Origin of the sequence: Microbispora sp. NPDC049633, assembly GCF_040675265.1 — a bacterium.
GTDB classification, from domain to species: domain Bacteria; phylum Actinomycetota; class Actinomycetes; order Streptosporangiales; family Streptosporangiaceae; genus Microbispora; species Microbispora maris.
This window is the reverse complement of record NZ_JBFAOO010000012.1, coordinates 60407-78002: the sequence shown is the minus strand read 5'-3', so window position 1 is coordinate 78002 and position 17596 is coordinate 60407. Positions and strand designations below refer to the sequence as shown.

The 17596-nt window shown below is 72.3% G+C and carries 14 protein-coding genes; 4 read left to right on the top strand and 10 right to left on the bottom strand.

The genetic code is table 11. The annotated features are described in order from the left end of the window. Positions 1 to 658 (top strand): ferric iron reductase (locus AB0J39_RS05700; protein WP_363462206.1); only part of this gene is annotated, 658 nt, incomplete at its 5' end. Beyond that, positions 655 to 1749: a type III PLP-dependent enzyme gene (locus AB0J39_RS05695; RefSeq protein ID WP_363462204.1), complete on the top strand. Its 1095-nt coding sequence runs from the start codon at positions 655 to 657 to the stop codon at positions 1747 to 1749. The genes AB0J39_RS05700 and AB0J39_RS05695, both read left to right, overlap by 4 nt. Before the next feature lie 4 nt (positions 1750 to 1753). On the opposite strand, the gene AB0J39_RS05690 is transcribed toward AB0J39_RS05695, so the two are convergent. Next, on the bottom strand, positions 1754 to 2656 hold the full coding sequence (locus AB0J39_RS05690; protein WP_363462202.1) for a hypothetical protein: 903 nt from the start codon (positions 2654 to 2656) through the stop codon (positions 1754 to 1756). A 265-nt stretch (positions 2657 to 2921) separates the two neighbouring features. On the opposite strand from AB0J39_RS05690, the gene AB0J39_RS05685 reads away from it, so the two are divergent. Continuing rightward, the gene (locus tag AB0J39_RS05685) at positions 2922 to 3659 is read left to right on the top strand and encodes a Uma2 family endonuclease (protein WP_363462200.1); all 738 of its coding nucleotides are present in this window, start codon (positions 2922 to 2924) and stop codon (positions 3657 to 3659) included. Here the strand turns inward: AB0J39_RS05685 and AB0J39_RS05680 are convergent. The 3 genes from AB0J39_RS05680 to AB0J39_RS05670 all read right to left on the bottom strand — a co-directional run bounded on the left by AB0J39_RS05680 (position 3634) and on the right by AB0J39_RS05670 (position 11014). Further along, positions 3634 to 6891 carry an ATP-dependent DNA helicase gene (locus AB0J39_RS05680; RefSeq protein WP_363462198.1) on the bottom strand — a complete coding sequence of 1086 codons (3258 nt, stop codon included), beginning with the start codon at positions 6889 to 6891 and terminating at the stop codon, positions 3634 to 3636. The genes AB0J39_RS05685 and AB0J39_RS05680 overlap by 26 nt on opposite strands. After that, a complete protein-coding gene (locus tag AB0J39_RS05675) occupies positions 6885 to 10043 on the bottom strand; it encodes an ATP-dependent DNA helicase (RefSeq protein ID WP_363462196.1) in 3159 nt (1052 codons plus the stop codon). The genes AB0J39_RS05680 and AB0J39_RS05675 overlap by 7 nt, the downstream gene beginning before the upstream one ends. A gap of 131 nt (positions 10044 to 10174) precedes the next feature. Beyond that, complete coding sequence (locus AB0J39_RS05670; protein ID WP_363462194.1) at positions 10175 to 11014, bottom strand: helix-turn-helix transcriptional regulator; 840 nt, start codon at positions 11012 to 11014, stop codon at positions 10175 to 10177. A gap of 108 nt (positions 11015 to 11122) precedes the next feature. On the opposite strand from AB0J39_RS05670, the gene AB0J39_RS05665 reads away from it, so the two are divergent. Then, a complete protein-coding gene (locus AB0J39_RS05665) occupies positions 11123 to 11884 on the top strand; it encodes an SDR family oxidoreductase (RefSeq protein WP_363462192.1) in 762 nt (253 codons plus the stop codon). 248 nt (positions 11885 to 12132) lie between these two features. Here the strand turns inward: AB0J39_RS05665 and AB0J39_RS05660 are convergent, their stop codons facing one another. The 6 genes from AB0J39_RS05660 to AB0J39_RS05635 form a co-directional block, all read right to left on the bottom strand. Then, complete coding sequence (locus tag AB0J39_RS05660; protein WP_363462190.1) at positions 12133 to 12357, bottom strand: hypothetical protein; 225 nt, start codon at positions 12355 to 12357, stop codon at positions 12133 to 12135. 214 nt (positions 12358 to 12571) lie between these two features. Continuing rightward, positions 12572 to 12994 (bottom strand): DUF6010 family protein, encoded by a 423-nt coding sequence (locus AB0J39_RS05655; protein ID WP_363462188.1) that lies wholly within the window; start codon positions 12992 to 12994, stop codon positions 12572 to 12574. 181 nt (positions 12995 to 13175) lie between these two features. Continuing rightward, positions 13176 to 13652, bottom strand: coding sequence for a signal peptidase II (locus AB0J39_RS05650; RefSeq protein ID WP_363462186.1), 477 nt, complete (start codon positions 13650 to 13652; stop codon positions 13176 to 13178). 92 nt (positions 13653 to 13744) lie between these two features. Then, the gene (locus AB0J39_RS05645; RefSeq protein ID WP_363462184.1) at positions 13745 to 16642 is read right to left on the bottom strand and encodes a CDP-glycerol glycerophosphotransferase family protein; all 2898 of its coding nucleotides are present in this window, start codon (positions 16640 to 16642) and stop codon (positions 13745 to 13747) included. Positions 16643 to 16881: 239 nt separating this feature from the next. Beyond that, positions 16882 to 17202 carry an MGMT family protein gene (locus AB0J39_RS05640; protein ID WP_363462182.1) on the bottom strand — a complete coding sequence of 107 codons (321 nt, stop codon included), beginning with the start codon at positions 17200 to 17202 and terminating at the stop codon, positions 16882 to 16884. Next, complete coding sequence (locus AB0J39_RS05635; protein ID WP_363462180.1) at positions 17190 to 17558, bottom strand: hypothetical protein; 369 nt, start codon at positions 17556 to 17558, stop codon at positions 17190 to 17192. Before AB0J39_RS05635 ends, AB0J39_RS05640 begins: the two co-directional genes overlap by 13 nt. Positions 17559 to 17596 lie beyond the last annotated feature (38 nt).

Below are 17596 nucleotides of genomic sequence, written 5' to 3'. Positions count from 1 at the left end.
CCTCGCCGGCGCCCTGGCCGCCGGCGCGGACGGCGTCCCCGAGGCCGTCCTGGCCCGCCGGGCGGCCGACCCGGTCGCGTGGTGGGAGGCCTACGTCGAGCGCGTGGCGTATCCGGTGCTCGACGCCTTCTTCCGCCACGGCGTCGCGCTCGAAGCGCACGTGCAGAACGTGCTGGTCGGCTTCGACGCCGGCGGATGGCCCGTCGAGGCGGTCTTCCGCGACCTGGAGGGCACCAAGCTGGTCGCCGGCCGGCACGACCTGACCGGCCTGCCGGGCGCGGTGGCGGACCCCCTGTCGTACGACGCCGCGCGCGGCTGGAACCGGGTCGCCTACTGCCTGTTCGTCAACCACCTCGCGGAGGTCGCCGCCACTGTCGCCGCCACTGTCGCCGCCGCTGTCGCCGGGACGGCGGCAGACACGGCCGACGGCGTTCTGCGCGCGCTGTGGGCGGCCGCCCGGGCGGCTTTGAGCCGCTATGTGGAGGACCACGCCGCCGGCCCGGCCGACCCCCTGACGCGGCTGCTGGCCGGGGCTCCGCTGCCGGCCAAGGCCAACCTGGGCGTGCGCTGGGCGAGGGCGGCCGACCGGGCCGCCGGTTACGTGCCCGTCCCGAACCCGCTCGGCGTGGAGTGCGTGGCGGAAGGAGAGCGCCGATGAGCATCGAGGTTCCGGCGGGCGTGCGGAAGGTCGCCGAGTCACTGGACGACGTCCCCGCCTACGTCTACGACCTGGCCGGGCTCGCCCGTCACGCCGCCGGCGTACGGGCCGCCCTGGCGGGGACGGAGATCTGCTACGCCGTCAAGGCCAATCCCGACCCGGAGGTGCTGCGCGCGCTCGCGCCGCACGTGGACGGCTTCGAGGTCTCCTCCGGCGGCGAGTTCGCCCACGTCAGGGCGGTGCTGCCGGAGATCCCGCTGAGCTTCGGCGGGCCGGGGAAGACCGCCGCGGAGCTGGCCCTCGCCCCCTCGGCGTACCGCTGGCACGTCGAGAGCCCGGCCGAACTACGGCGGATGCGGGAACCGGCGGACGTGCTGCTGCGGGTCAACCTCGACGTCGACGTCACCGGCGCTACCCTCACCATGGGCGGCGGGGCCACACCGTTCGGCATGGACCCCGGCGGGATCGCCGAGTGCCTGGCCCTGCTCGGGTCCTCGCCGGTGCGGTTGCGCGGCCTCCACGCCCACCTCGCGAGCGGCCTGGCCGCGCCCGGCCTGCTCGCGCTCGCCGAGGCCGTCCTCGCGTACGGCAGGAGCCTCGGCCTGCGCGAGTTCAACCTGGGCGGCGGCATGGCCGTCTCCTACACCCGGCCCCGCGATCGGTTCGACTGGGCGGCGTACGGCGCGGGCCTGCGGAGGCTGGCGCTGCCGGGCGAGACGCTGCGGGTGGAGCCGGGACGTGCCCTGACGGCCTACTGCGGGTGGTACCTCACCACCGTGCTCAACGTGAAACGCGTCCACGGGGAGCGCTTCGCCGTCCTGTCCGGCGGCACGCATCACCTGCGGACTCCGGTGACGAAGGGACACGACCAGCCGTTCGCCGTGCTCCCGAGGGGCGGCGAGAGTGCGGACGGGACGGTGACCCTGGTGGGACAGCTGTGCACCCCCAAGGACGTCTTCGCCCGCCGCGTCACCGCCGCACTCGCCGTCGGCGACGTCGTCGCCTTCGCCATGGCCGGGGCGTACGCGTGGAACATCTCGCACCACGACTTCCTCATGCACCCGAAACCCGCGTTCCACTACCTGAGGTGAGGGGCTACCAGGTCAGCGTGAGCGTGCCGTCGAGGACCTCGGCGGAGTTGGCGAGGCGGGCCTGGTTGAGCGCCTTGACGACGTCGAGCCGGGCACGGTCGCGGTCGATGACCCGATTCTCGGCCTCGACGAAGACCGTGCGGCGTACGTCGGAGTAGCCCGTCTCGGCCCGGCATCGCGCGTCCGCGACCGCCGTGTCGATCTCGGCCCGCGTGCCACGTGGCTTGGGGGTGTGGCCGATCGAGTCGTCGTTGACGGTCACCGCCCAGCGCGGGTCTCCGAAGGCCTGGTCGGTGCTCCGGTAGTCGAAGCCCTCCGACCTCATGCAGTCGCTCCACTCGCGCTCGGCCGCCGCGATCCGCGGGTCGCTCAGGGCGAGGTCGGTCGCGCTGTCGACGAAGCGCGGAACCTCGTCGTCGTCGAACCTCTTGCCGGCATCGGCCGGGCCCACGCCCCGCGCTCCCCGGTTCAGCAGGGCGTCCGCCGCGGTCATGCACCCCCCGGGCGGCACCGTCCGTCCGTGAAACCGCCGGACCTTCCCTTCCAGCACGGAGAACTCTTGGTCCGTCACGGAGTACGACGGAATACCCGTCATCTCATCCGGATTTCGCCTCTCCCCCAGATATCCGGATTCGGCAGCCTGGTGGGGATCGAGCCATCGGAGGAGATCGACGTTGCGCAGATCGGTCACCGGCGCGACGGCGGGCAGCCGGAAATCGAGCCCCATATGGCGCATGCATTCCTCCATCAGCATGAACCGGGCTCGTATCACCTGAGCACGGTCCTCCGCGCCGAGGCTGTAGGCGTCCAGGGGAAGGGCGAGATCCGGAGGAACCGCCGACGACGCCGAACATCCGGTCACCGCCGCGACACAGGCCGCCGCCATCGCCATCCGCAAACCCGACATAGGGCATTCATAGCCGATCATGAACAGCCCGCGTCGGCGAAAGAGGTAATCACTCTCGCGGAAAAGTCCGATCCCGTCGCGAGACATTTGCTTCAGATACGTCACCTATGACCGATTCACCGAGCCGGTTTTCCTCTCCCCGGGAGGGCTTTCCTTCACCTTCTCGCCCCTACGGAGAATTTCCCTCCCACCATCCCGCTGCTACTTTCCGTGACAATTCGGAAACCTTCCGTACCATCGATGAGGAGCAGGAGAGGATGGCGATATGGCTCTCACCAAGCCGATCAAGCACGGCAGGCACGACCACCCGGTCCCGCAGAAGCAGGACGACCCCGCCCCCGACGATGTCGTCTCGGACGAGCACGAGCCCCCAGAGGCCGGGAAGCCCGAAGAGTCCCAAGAGCTCCCTGACGAGGTGCTGCACCTGTGCATGCAACTCAACGACGCTGGTTATCGGACGGAAATTCGTCTCGGGCAGGTCGTCGTGACGCCACCGGCGACCATGCAGCACGGCGACGTTCTCGACCGACTCACCGAACTTCTGTACCCCCTGAAGCTGGCCAACCGCTGGCGCTTCCACTATCACTGGGGGCTGCACATTCCACCGCTGCTCGATCATCGACTGCCCGACATGATCGTCGTACCACCCAAAGTCGAGAGCCTCGATCCGATGCGCGTGCACGGGCACAGCGTCCTGCTGGTCGTGGAGGTGTGCTCACCGGGCACGCACAAGGTCGACTGGCAGGAGAAAACGCTCGACTACGCGCGGGCGGGGGTGCCGCTCTACCTGATCGTGGACCCCGTGACGTCTCCGCGAAGGGTGACGCTGATGAGCGATCCCCTCTCCGACCTGAAGCCCCTCGACTATCACCGGCAGGCGTACCGTCAGATCGTCACCGCCGAAGAGGGCGAGGCCCTGGAGCTACCCTGGCCGTTCGGGATCAAGATCGAGACGAGCGCGCTCTTCGGTCAGGCGGTCACTCCTGAGGAACCCGCTGAATGAGCGTGGTGAGGCCGTCCGCGTCGAGGAGGTCCACGGGGCGGACGGTCTCGTTCGAGCGGACGTAGTGGAAGGCCGCCCCGACCTTCTCCAGCGGCACCCCGGCCAGCGAGGCCCAGGCCACCCGGTAGGCCGCGAGCTGCACCGACGCGGTCTCGGCGGCCCTGCCCTGCGGCCGCTCACCGGTCTTCCAGTCGATCACCACGTAGCCGTCGCCCTCGCGGAACACCGCGTCCATCCGGCCGCGCAGCAGGCGGTCACCGATCATGGTCTCGAACGGGACCTCCAGGTCGACCGGCTCACGCGCGGCCCACTCGCTCTCCTCGAACCGCTCCTGCAGCTCGGCGAGCTGGACCTCGGTCTCCGACAGCTCGTCGGCGGCGCCGGGCAGCTCCAGGTCGTCGATCAGGCGCTGCTGGCCCCAGCGCGACTCCAGCCAGCGGTGGAAGGTGGTGCCCCTGCGGGCCAGCGGCGCGGGCTTGCGCGGCACCGGCCGCCGCACCTGCCGCGCGAACGCCGCCGGATCCTGCGCCAGCGTGACCAGCGACGACACCGACAGCCGCGACGGCAGCTCCACGACCGCCCCGGCCCGCCGGCGGTTCGTCTCCCGCTCGCGCAGCAGCAGGTCGGTGTCGCGCGCCCAGGCCCGCATCCGCTCCGACTCCCAGTCCCGGACGAGCGCGTGGTCGTCGGCCGCCGGGGGCGGGGCGTCGCCCATCATCGCCTCCTCCACGAGGCGGGCGCCGTCGAGGATCGCGTCGCGTACGGTGACGGACGGCCACTCGGCCACCGGCGGCTCGGCGAGCAGGGGATTGTCCGGGCTCTCCGGATCCTCGGCCCAGCGGACGACGCGGGCGCCCGCCTCGCGGATCTCCCGGAGGAACTCCGACGGCTCCAGCGGGCGGGACGAGGTGCCCCAGCGGTAGCCGGAGGCGATCAGCAGGTAGTGCGCCCTCGTGACCGCGACGTACGCCAGCCGCCGCTCCTCCATCAGGTCGCGGTCGCGGCAGCGCTCCTCGAACGCGCCCAGCGCCTCCCGGTCCAGCCCGGCCAGCTCGGGCAGGTCCGCGCTGTCCCCCCGCAGCGGGTACGGCAGCTTGCGCGGGTTCTCCGTCCACCGGGAGTTGGTGACCGGGGTCGCGGGGAACATGCTGCCCTTGATCAGCCCGCCCTTCTGCGAGGTGAGCTGCGACAGGCCCGGCACCACCACGACCGGCCACTCCAGCCCCTTGGAGGCGTGCACGGTCATCAGCTTCACGGTGTTGCTGTCGCCGACCCGCCCGGCCTCCAGGCCGAACTCCTCGCTCTCGGCCGCCTTGAGGTACGCCAGGAACGCGCCGAGCGTCGGGTCCTCCGAGTCGCCGGCGAACCGGGAGGCGGCGTCGAGGAAGGCGTCGAGGTCGGCCCGGGCGGCCATCGGGCTGCCTCCCCTGGCGGCGACCTCCACATCCAGGCTGAGGCGGCGTTCGATCTCGCTGATCAGATCGGGCAGCGGCTGCCCCGCGTGCGCGCGCATCTGGCGCAGCTCCCGGGCGACGGCGGGCAGCCGCATCCGCGCCAGCGGGGAGAACCGCTCCAGCCAGTCGGGCCGGTCGGGCAGCTCGTCGAGCGCGTCGATCAGGCTGCCGCGCTCCTCGGCGAGGTCGGTGACCACCTGGTCGAGCGGGTCCTCCGGGCGCGGCCCGCCCCTGGCCGCCCTGATCTCCTTGTTGAGCTCGCGGGCCAGGTCGCCGAGCACCTTGAGGTCGGCCGGGCCGATCCGCCAGCGGGGCCCGGCGAGCAGCCGGACCAGCGCGTCCCCGGCGGTCGGGTCGTACAACGCGCGCAGGGTCGCCACGATGTCGGCCACCTCGGGCACGGTGAGCAGCCCGCCGAGCCCGACGACCTCCACCGGGACGCCCCGGGCCTCCAGGGCGCGCCGCAGCGCCGGGAACTGCGACCGTTTGCGGGCGAGGATCGCGACGTCCTGCGGCTGCAGGGCGGGGCCGCGCTTGGCCCGCTCGCCCTCGCCCCAGGGCAGGCCGTCCGGGGCGCCCTCGCCGTGGAGCATGCCCGCCAGCCCTTCGGCGATCCACTCGGCCTCGTCCTCGGCCGTCTCGTGGAAGGCGCACAGCACCCGCCCCCGGCCCACCCGGTTGCCGCCCGGCACCAGCACCGGCACCTCGCGGGCCTCATGGCGCAAAGGCGCCTGGATGCGGGCGGCGACGCCGAGCACGTGCTCGCCGTTGCGGAAGCTGACCGACAGCCGGCGCACCTGCGCCGGATCTCCGGACGCCGCCGGGAAGTCCCCGGGGAACCGTGAGAGGTTGCCCGCACTCGCGCCACGCCAGCCGTAGATCGACTGGCAGGGGTCGCCGACCGCCGTTACCGGGTGGCCCCCGCCGTACAGCGAACGCAGCAGCACGAGCTGGGCGTGGCTGGTGTCCTGATACTCGTCCAGCAGCACGACCGAGAACCGGGACCGCTCGGACGCGCCGACCTCCGGATGGCGGGACGCGATCCGCGCGGCCAGCGCCATCTGGTCGCCGTAGTCGATGACCTCCCGGCCGCGCTTGAGCCGTTCGTACGCCTCGACCATCGGCAGCAGCTGCTCCCGGACGGCCTGGGTCTCCACCGGCTTGCGCTGGTCCTTCACGATCCGCCCGGTGAGCGAGGCCAGGCGCTCACGCAGCCAGTCGCCGATCTCGCGTACGTCCGCCGGTACGCGCAGGTGCTCGGCCAGCTCTCCGGCCAGGTCCAGCACGGCGGCGGTGACGCTGGGCGGGGACAGGTCCACCCGGTCCATCGGCCCGTCGTACTGGCCGACCACCCGGGCCGCCATCTGCCAGGCGACGGCGGGCGTGACCAGCCGCATGGTGGGCTCGAGCCCCTCCCGCAGCGCGTGGTCGGTCACCAGCCGGGCGGCGTACGCGTGGTAGGTGGAGACCGTCGGCTCGGAGTCGAGCAGCTCGGGCTCGACCAGCCCGGCCGCCGCGAGCCCGGCCAGCCGCCGGCGCACCCGCTCGGCCAGCTCCGCGGCGGCCTTGCGGGTGAAGGTGAGGCCCAGGATCTGCTCGGGCCTGGCCAGGCCGTTGGCCACCAGCCAGACCACCCGCCCGGCCATGGTCTCGCTCTTGCCGGACCCCGCCCCCGCCACGACCACCATCGGCTCCAGCGGCGCCTCGATGACGGCCGCCTGCTCGGGGGTCGGCGGGAGGATCCCGAGCCGGCCGGCCAGCTCACCCGGCGTCAGCACACCTGTCCTCCGTTGTCGTTCACAGGGCAGGCGATTTTAGCGGCACAGGTGCGGCAGCCGTCGTTGACCGTGGCGACGAACACTCCTGCGGACATGCCGGTCGCGACCGTCTTGACCAGGTTCTCCGCCCAGTCGGGCTCGGAGTCGTCGGCGAGCGCCCGCTGCGCCTGCTCCCTGGCGTCCGTCCCCTGGCCCGCGGCCTTGCCCAGGTGCAGCAGGGACGCGCCGCCCGGCTGGACGAGGCCGTGCCGCTCGAACGCGCCGAGCGTCGTCGCGAGCTGGTACACCCCGAGCTGGGGATGCCGGTCGATCTCGGTGTCCTTGGGCCTGCCGCTGCCGGTCTTGATGTCGATGATCACGGCCCGGCCGGCCTCGTCCCGTTCGACGCGGTCCACCCGGCCGGTGATCTGGATGTCGTGCCCCGGCACCCGTACGGTGAACGCCTCCTCCACGGCGACCAGGTCGCGGGGTTTGTCCTTCTGCCAGCGGACGAACCTGTCGACCATCTGCTCGGCGACGCGGCGCTGCTTGCGGTTGAACCACAGCCCGCCGAAGTCGAACTGGTCCCAGATGTCGTCGAGCCGCTTGACGTAGTCGGTGCCGTCCTCGGTGGCCATCGCGGCGATCGCGTGGACGACCGTGCCGAGGCTCTGGGTGACGTTCGAGGACCCGGCCCCGACCGCGGTCTCCAGCATCCAGCGCAGCCCGCACTTGGTGAAGCTCTCCACCGACGACGGCGAGATCTGGACGACGTCGTCGGGCCAGCCGAGCGGCCGGTCGTCGGAGATCGGGGTCAGCGCGTACCACTCGCCGGGGTTGGCGCCGGGCACCCCGGCCTGGGCGAGCCTGGCGAGGTGCGCGGCGGCCTCGCGGCGCACCGCCTCCGGCCTGGTCGTGTCGCACACGGCGGCGCGCAGGTCCGCGACCAGCGCGGGCATGCTGAGCCACCGCGCCCGGTCGTCCACGGTCGCCTCCTCCACGCCGCCGGGCAGCAGCTCCGTGAGGAACCGGGAGGGCCGTTCGTCGGTGTCCTCACCGCCGACGGCGGTGACGACGAGTTTCCCGCGGGCGCGGGTGGCCGCCACGTAGAACAGCCGCCGCTCCTCCGCGAGGAGCTTGGACGCCAGCGCGGCCGTCGCGGCCTGGGTGGTGTCCAGCGCCGAGCCGCCCGCGAACTCCACCAGCGCCTCGGTGCCGAGGAGCGAGCCGCGCAGGCGCAGGTCGGGCCACAGGCCCTCCTGCACGCCCGCGACCACCACCACGTCCCACTCCAGGCCCTTGGACCGGTGCGCGGTCAGGATGCGTACGGCGTCGCCCTCGGGGGCGGACTCGGCCAGCGTGTCGCCGGCGATCTCCTGGGAGGTCAGGTCGTCGAGGAACACCTCGACCCCGGCCTTGGGCAGCCGGTCGGCGAAGCGGGCCACGTGGTCGAACAGCGCGACGACGGCGTCGAGGTCGCGGTCGGCCTGCGCTCCTCGCGCCCCGCCCGCGAGGCTGGTCTCCGTCCAGCGGTCCGCGAGCCCACTGGCCTGCCAGATCTCCCACAGCGTCTCCTCGGCGCCCCGGCCGTGCCGTACGGCTTCGCGGGCGGTGGCGATGAGCCGCGCGAGGCGTTCCGCCGGCGCCGCCACGTGCGGCTCGACACCGGTCAGCTCCCGGGCGTCGCGCAGCGCCGCGACCAGCAGCTCGTCCGACGAGCGCGGGATGAACGGCAGCGCCGGCTGGCCTTCCGCCTGATTCGCGGCCTCGGCGGCGACCGCCTCGTGCTCGGCGATCCGCAGGGCGCGGCGCAGCCGTCGTACGCCGATCATGTCGGTGCCGCCGAGCGGGCCGGTCAGCAGTTCCTCGGCGGTCGCCACGTCGAGCGCGGCCGGCGCGGCGGCGATCCGCAGCAAAGTGATCAGCGGCCGGACGCCGGGCTCCTGCACCAGCGGGAGCTCGTCGCCCGCGACCACCACGGGCACCCCGGCGGAGACCAGCGCCCGCCGCAGCAGCGGCACCTGCCGGACGGCGCTGCGCACCAGAACCGCCATCCGCGACCACGGCACCCCGTCGAGCAGGTGCGCCCGGCGCAGCGTGTCGGCCACCACCGCGGCCTCCTGGGTGGCGCTGTCGGCCAGCAGGACCTTCACCTCGCCCGGATCCGCGTCCTCGACCGGAATCAGGTCGCGGTGGCCGCCGGCCCTGTTCTCGTGACCCGGTACGGCCGGGAGGCGGTAGGCGACGCGGCGGGAGGCCTCCAGCAGGGCCGGGCCGCTGCGGCGGCACACGCGCAACGCGACCACCGGGGCCGGATCGCCCTGCGGCGTCCTGAACCGGTCGGGGAACCGCAGGATGCCCTGCACGTCGGCGCCGCGGAAGCCGTAGATGGACTGGTCGGGGTCGCCCACGGCGATCAGGTCGCGGCCGTCCCCCGCGAGCTGCCCGAGCAGGAACTCCTGCGCCGGGTCGGTGTCCTGGTACTCGTCGACCAGCACCAGGTCGTAGGCGTCCCGCTCGCGCCGCCGCACCTCGCCGTCGGTCAGCAGGCCGGCCGCCTCGCGGATCAGCTCCGAGTAGTCCAGGGCGGGCACCGGATCGAGGTCGAACCGGTCCTGGTAGCGGTAGGAGAACAGCCCGGCGGCCTCCCAGTCGGGCCTGCCGTGCTCGCGGCCCAGCCGCACCAGCGCGTCGCCGTACAGGCCGCGCTCGGCCGCCCGTGACAGGAAGTCGCGCAGCTCCTCGGCGAACCCGCGGGTCTTGAGCAGCTCCCGCATGTCCGGCGGCCAGTGCCGCGCGCCGTCCTCCAGTTCGCCGTGCAGCAGCCGCCGGATCTCCAGCAACTGCTCGGGACCGGTGAGCAGGCGCGGCGGCGGCTCACCGGCCAGCACCGCCTCCCGGCGCAGCAGCGCGTACGCGTAGCTGTGGAAGGTGAGGGCCAGCGGGGTCCTGGTGGTCCTGCGCATCCTGGCGGTGATCCGCTCGCGCAGCTCGCCGGCCGCCTTCCGGCTGAACGTGAGGACGAGCACGCGCTCGGGGTCCACGCCCCGGCGCTCGACCCGGTCGACGACGGTCTCCACGATCGTGGTGGTCTTGCCGGTCCCCGGCCCGGCGAGCACGAGCAGGGGCCCGCTCTCGTGCCCGACGACGGCCCGCTGATGCTCGTCAAGCACGGGAGCCGAACGCCGCCCCACCCCGCCACGCCGTACCAGACGGTAGTTCTGACCACTCACAACACAGCATTCCACCAGATCACTGGGGCAGATCGTGCCCGAATGCCCACTCCGCGTCCTGCTCGGGCGGATCAGCCGGCGGCCGCCGCCTCCCGTACGCCCGGTTCGCGGGCCTCGCGGAGCCGGTTCAGTACGCGGCCGGTCGGGGAGGCCGGATCGGCGGTGTACATGACGACCAGCAGATCGGGGTCCCCGGGCAGGGCCAGGGTCTCGTACGCGAAGTCCAGGTCGCCGAGCTCCGGGTGGCGCAGCAGCTTGACGCCGAAGGTCTTCTCGGCGACCGGGTGCTCCTCCCACAGCCGGGCGAAGTCGGGATCGGCGGACAGGTCGGCGACGAGCGAACCCAGCAGCGGGTCGTCTGGACGCCTCCCGGCGTACAGGCGCAGATAGGAGATGGTCTCGGCGGCCACGGCCGCCCAGTCGCGGTAGAGCGAGCGCGCCCGCGGCATCAGGAACGTCTGGCGGGCCATGTTGCGCTCGCCGGCGGGCATGTCCGAGAAACCGGTGATCGCGTCGGCGAGGGCGTTCCAGGCGAGCACGTCCATCCGGGGCCCGAGGACGAACGCCGGCACCGAGTCGGCCGCCTCCAGGAGCATCCGCACCCCGGGCCGGACGTGGCCGAGGGGAGCCCGCCGGTCGTCCGGCGGCCGGAGGAGGCGGCGCAGGTGCGCCCGCTCGGTGCCGTCCAGGCGCAGCACCCGCGCGACCGCGTCGAGCACCTCGTCGGAGACGTTGCGGACGCGCTCCTGCTCCAGGCGGATGTAGTACTCCACGCTCATGCCCGCGAGCAGCGCGACCTCCTCGCGCCGCAGCCCGCTGACACGCCGTCGCCCGTGAGCCGGGAGCCCGGCGTCCTCGGGCCGGATCCGGGCCCGGCGAGAGCGCAGGAACCGTCCCAGATCACCTTCCATGAGGGCCAAGCCTAGTACTGCCGTTACCAGTAAAAGGCGTGAGCTGGGTAGGCCCGGCCCGCCCCGGCACAGTGGCTCTCGTCGAACCGCGAACTCGAAGGAGTCACGATGAGCTACGAGAACCTGGCCGGACGCGTCGCCGTGGTCACCGGGGCCGCCAGCGGCATGGGAGAGGCGACGGCGCGGCTGCTGGCCGCCTCCGGAGCGAAGGTCGCGCTGCTCGCCCGCCGCGCCGACCGGCTGGAGGACCTGGCCCGGAAGATCGCCGCGGACGGCGGCACCGCGCTGGCCGTGACCGTGGACGTCACCCGGGACGACAGCGTGGCCGCCGCCGTGGACCGGATCCACGCCGAGTTCGGCCCCGCCGATCTGGTGGTGAACTCGGCGGGCGTGATGCTGCCCAACCCGATCGACGACGGCCGCGTCGACGAGTGGACGCGGATGCTCGACACGAACATCGCGGGCGTCCTGCGGATCACCAGGGCCTTCACCCCCGACCTGCTCGCGGCGGCGGTCGACGGCCGGACGGCCGACCTCGTCAACATCTCGTCGATCGGCGCCCACCTCGTCTTCCCCGGCTACGCCGTGTACGGGGCGACCAAGGCCGCTCTGACCCACCTGTCCGCGAACCTGCGCGCGGAGTTCGGTCCGCGCGGCGTACGGGTGACCAACATCGAGCCGGGCCTGACGGCGACGGAGCTGGGCGACCACGTCGACAGCCCGGAGCTCGGAGGGCAGCTGGCCGGGATGTACGAGGTCATCACGTCCCTGACCGCCGAGGAGATCGCCGACCTGATCGCGTACACGGTCAGCCGGGCCAGGCACGTCAACCTCCGTCAGATCGTCGTGCTGCCGACGAACCAGGCCTGAGGTCGCCGCGCCGGGCGTCCCCGTCTCAGCCACGCTCGAATGAGCGGCGTAACGGACACCCCGATCGAAGGAAATGACCAATTGTTCTCGACACGCGAGCGCCCCTGCCCCGCGAATCGCGAGGGCAGGGGCGCTCGTGTGAATCAGAAGTCGAACTCGCCGCTCTTCACGCCGGTCATCAAGGCGCTCCACTTTCTCGGTCTACCAACGTCCCAGACCAATGCGGAAGGAGTGCCGCCGGCCGACGGTCAGGCCCACAACGCCCAGGTCGGCCCGTAGGTGTTGTTCAGGTAGGAGCAGCTGTAGGAGGTCCACCATCCCCACTGGATGCCGAGGTTTCCGCCATTCAGGCAGTCGGAGTAGAGGTAGTAGACGTACCTGATGCTGTCGGCCTGCGCGGGTGCCGTCCCCACCGACAGTGTCAAGCCGGCGGCCAGCGCCGCGGTGACGGCCAGCGATCGAGCTTTGCCCATCGAATCTCCTCGGAATTCGTGACGGACATCTCAGAAATCATGACAGCGCCGCCCGCTTCCGACGAGCCCCGGAGTTTTCGCGGGCCCTTCGACGAAATGGTGAGCCTGCTACGGACCACCGGAAGGCCCGGGGATCGGTGAAACATTCACGTGTAGGACGCCGATCCAATACGACGAGCGCCCGGGCCGGTCGTGGTTGAAGAAAGCACACCCGCTAGGAGGAAACCGTATCCGGGGTGCGCGGCCGGGTGACTCGGGCCCGGACGAGGCCGATGAGCGAGGGTCCGCCCCGCAAGCACCACAGGGCGATGACGGGATCACAGATGGCACAGCCGAAGGACGAGTCATGGGCGAAGGGAATGATCGGGCTGCCCTTGAGGTGATGCAGGATGTCCCATCCGGTGTGCAGCAGCCAGGCGATCCCGATGAACGTCCACGACTCCAGGCCGCGGTAGGCGCAGTACGCGACGAGGGCGGTGAAGGGGAACTCCCAGCCGCCGAGGCCCCCGCCGCTGAGGTAGGCGGCTCCCGCTCCGGCCACCATGATGGCGTTGAAGCGACGGCGGTGCGGTTCGGGGATCAACGACATCAGCACGGCGTAGGCGAGGCCGATCAGGATCGGCATGACGAGACTCATGATCGTGCGGCTCTCTCGAATGGCTGTCGTGATGGCGCGAGCGGACAGCCGGCACCGCGGATGGTGACGGCGGACCCGCCTCGGAAAGCCAACCAGTCAGTCGGAGCGTCTTCCCAGAGGTATTGGCGCCAGATGCCGACGGGATATCGCCAGGCGTCGGGGCACCCCCGGAGTGGTCCGCCTACGCGGAAGGACGCGCCTTGTCGGCTACGCCCCCGAGGGGGATGTCGCGCAGGCTCAGCAACAGGAGGAAGGCGCAACCGCCCACGAGCGCGATGTCGGCGACATTGCCGACGAACAGGCCGCCGTAGTCGATGAAGTCCACGACATGGCCCCGGGCGAAGGCGGGCGGGCGGAAGAGGCGGTCGAGCAGATGGGATGTGGCGCCCCCGAGCAGCGCACCCAGCACGACGGTCCAGGCCGGCGACCCCAGCCGCCGCCCGACGTGCAGGATGCCGGCGACCGCGGCGGCCGCCGTCAGGGTGAACACCCACGTCACACCCTCGCCGATCGAGAAGGCGGCGCCAGGGTTCAGCAACAGCCGCAACCGGATCAGCTGCGGGATCACCGTGATGCTCTCACCGTTCGAAAGCGCGGAGATTGCCCAGAACTTGGAGACCTGGTCCAGGAGAAGGACCACCGCGGCCAGGACGAGCATCCGCCCATATGGCCGCATACCTGGTCTCATCTCCTGCGAACCTCGTCCGTCCGACACCCCTACCCCTCAATCCGCGACGTTCTCGGCCTCGCTCAGGACGTGAAGACGTGGTCGATGACGCGCGCGGTGGCCTTGCCGTTGTCGTGCGGCGCGTAGGTCCGCACGAATGCCGCGTAGCGATCGGCCAGCTTGGCGGTCACCGCGTCGATGTTCCGCAGGGTCTCGACGACCTCGGGCGAGGTCTCCAGGCGCGGCCCCGGACGCTGGGACTCCAGGTCGAGGTACAGCCCGCGGGACGAGCGGTACTTGCCCAGGTCCGGCGTGAACAGCACGACCGGCCGTCCGGTCGCCACGAAGTCGAACATCACCGACGAGTAGTCGGTGACGAGAACGTCGGCGATCAGCAGCAGGTCGGCGGTGTCGGGGTAGGTCGTCACGTCGATCGCGAACCCGTCGTGCGCGTTGACGTGCGGGAAGGCCTGCATCATGTGGCCGCGCACCAGCACGACGTGGTCGGCGCCGAGCGCCCGCTTCGCGTCGGTCAGGTCGAGCTTGACCACGGCGTTCCTGCGGTCGTAGTCGCGGTAGGTCGGCGCGTACAGGACGACCCGCTTGCCCTCGGGGATGCCGATCCGGCGCCTGATCTCCGCGGCCAGCGCGTCACGGTCACCGCAGACGAGCAGGTCGTTGCGCGGGTAGCCCGACTCCAGGATCTCACCCTCGTAGCCGAAGGCCTTGCGCAGCACGCCCGACGCCCACGGGCTCTGCGACAGAAGCACGTCCCAGCCGCGCACCTCCACGGCCTGGCGGTGCCACACCGGAGGCCGGGGCTCGCGCTTCATGTGGGCCTGGTCGCGGCCGATGTGCTTGACCGGCGTGCCGTGCCAGGTCTGCAGGCACACCTGGTCCTCGCGGGTTCGGAACCACTGCGGCAGGAAGCCGTTGGAGACGACATAGCGGGCGCGGGCCAGCGCCTCGTAGTGCTCCCGGCTGCCCTCGCGGACGACCGTGGGCGTCACGCCGTCGCCGAGGCCGAGCTCGCGCGAGCCCGGCGGCACGAACGCGCCGTCCCTGACGACCCAGATGTGCTCGCTCTCGTCGCCGCGCCGCACCCGCTCCTCGTAGATGGCGCGCGGATTGTCCGAGTACGCGCGGCCGTCGAAGGAGACGTAGACGGTGGCCTCCCGCAGCGGCCGGGCCCGCTCGGCGGGGTAGAAGGTGCGGCTGAGCGCCCACACGCCCGCCGCGCTCCGCTCGTCACCCGGCCGGTCCTCGGCCGCCAGCAGCACCGGCACGTCGTAACGGGTGGCGACGAACCGGTAGACCCGGCCGCCGATGGTCCGCGGGCTCTCGTCCAGGGCGTCGAGACCGGCGTGGTCGAACCGGGCGGGCACCATGGCGGGCCCGTACCTGCCGGGCGGGGCCAGGGAGATGTTCCAGCTGCCCTCGGCCAGCGGCACGGCCGACCCGAAGCGGGGCATCGCGCCAGGCGACAGCCGCACGGTGAACCGCTCGCCGTCGCGCTCGACCGGCACGCGGATCGTGAGCCCGCCCCGGTGCCGCAGCACGAGCTCGCGCGGGCCCTGATCGGGGTCGGGATAGCGGCCGGTGAGCGTGATCGACTCCTCGTGCCACTCGGCCGCGGTGATGACGGGCAGGATCTTGTGACCGGAGATGACGACCCGGTCGCGCCGGTCGCCCTGCACCGTGACCTCGCGCTCACCCACGAGGAGACGGGTCTCCTCCGCGCCCTCCAGCATCACGGCCGCGGCCGGATCGCCCTTGGGCTCGACCCACAGCCGCCGGGACTCCGCGTTGAGCAGGGTGCCGACCGCGAGCGACAGCGAGAAGCGGCTGCCGCCCTCGACCGGGGTGAAGTCGGCCGACATGCGGTGTCCGCCGACGCGGGCCTTGCCCTTGGTTATGGGCCGGCCCGGCAGGAAGCCGGTGAGCTCGACGCTGTCGCCGTTCAGCCGCACACCGGTCAGCTGGGCGCGGGTCGGCTGGTAGACCACCTGCAGCGCCTTGTCGGAGGTCCACACGGGCCGCACCCACCAGCGCGGGCGCACCTGCAGCCCGGCCGGGCGCTCGGTGCGGCCGATCACGGGACCGCGCAGCACGCCCTTGGCGCGGGCGGCGCGGCTCCAGATCACGATCTCGGCCCGCCAGGTGGTGGTGTCCTGGACGATGTGGCGGCGGCGCAGCACCCGCTTCGTGCCGCGCACCAGGGCCCGCACTCCGGCACGCCAGCGCAGGGCGAAGGGGTGGACTTCGGCCGTGAAGCCCGCCCAGTCGTAGTTGCACCCGGGCTCACGGGCCGCGTGGGTGGCCTCCGGGCGGTAGGTCCTGCGGGTCCTCATCCGGACCCGGGGCAGCCACCGGGGGCCGTGCAGCACGACCGTGGCGCGGTTGAAGCGGCCGCTGCGGACCGACAGGCCCGCGATGTAGGCGTGCCCGGTCACCCGCAGGCGGTTGCCCGCCCAGGTGATGTCGTCGATCTGCGTGACCGGCACGAGGTCGGCGGCCCGCAGGCGCAGCAGCGAGGGGTCGGCGACCTCGACCGGCAGGTCGGCGTACCACCGCAGGCCCCGCCGGACCCGGCGGGAGGGCTCGGCCGCCGCGGCGGCGAGCTTGCTCAGCGCGTCGCTCTCGGCGAGCTCGCCCGGGTCCTGGGTCTCGATCAGATGGCAGGCCACCCGGCGCCCGACCGGAAGCTCGCGCTTGACCTTCGGGTCGACCTCCGCGAGGTACGGCCGGAGCACGTCGATGGCCTGACGGCGGCGGGCGGGCCCGCGCTTGGCCGCGGCGTCGAGGCGCAGACCGAGGGGACCGGCGATCGCCTCACGGTCGACCTCCCGTCGCTGCGCGGGGCTGAGCCCCTCCGCTCGTACGAGCGCGACAAGCGCGTCTATCGGCTCGCCCCGGTCGTAAAGCTCCTGGACAGCCCGCAGTCGCTCGGCGACGGCATCGCTCGTGGGTGCGGGTGTCATACGGGAGGCACCACCCTTCGCCAGACCTGTGTTCAGAAAATGGTAATGCCCTCTGAACACTGCCGGACCTGACTCGGGCAAGCCTGTGGATTTCCTGTGAATCACCGGGTGACACCCCTGTGGCACCGGGTGACGAGCGGCACTACGCGGGGACGGAGAGGGTCGTCCGACCGATCACGGTGCGGCTTGTCATGCCACCGGTCAGGGCCGCGGGACGGCTACGGTGACGACCACGACGGTCAGGCGCGGCCGTCCCAGCGCGCCGCGCGCATGTCGGCCCTGGCGCCGCGGACCGGGGTGCCTTCGTCGCGCCAGCGGGCCAGGCACTCGGCCTCCAGACCGGCGGCGGGGGTGCCGTCGGCGTGGATCACCCGCCACCACGGCACGGCTCCGCCCCACAACGACATGACACGGCCGACCTGCCGAGGGCCGCCCTCACCGAGATACTCGGCGACGTCCCCGTACGACATCACCTTGCCGCGCGGGATCCGCTCGACCAGGTCGAGCACCCGCTCCGCGTACGGCGGCGGCTGGCCGCGGCCGTCTCTCAAGCGCTCCACTCGGTGGGCCCGGCCGCGATGATCTCTTCGAGCTTGCCGAACTCGTACGTCGACGATCCGTTGATCTGCTCGACGACGCCGTTCCTGATGCCGTACGCCTCGCCGTCCTCGCCCAGGAGCCGGGCGCCCATGAGGTCGGTGAGGCGGGCCAGCTGGGCGACCTGCCAGTCCGATCCCGGCTGGCCGAAGAGCCGGCCCGACCAGGTCGCGACCGGGTGCACGGAGTCGCCGTGGCGCGCGACGATCTCGCCCGCCTCGTGCGACCCGCGCAGCTCGAATCCGGCCTGCGCCGAAACGCTCGCGAGTTCGGCGTAGGCGAGCGGTGCATCACGCTCTACGCGCAGCTCGTACCCCATGAGCCGCGACCTTAGCGAAACTTGACCCGGCCGTGTCA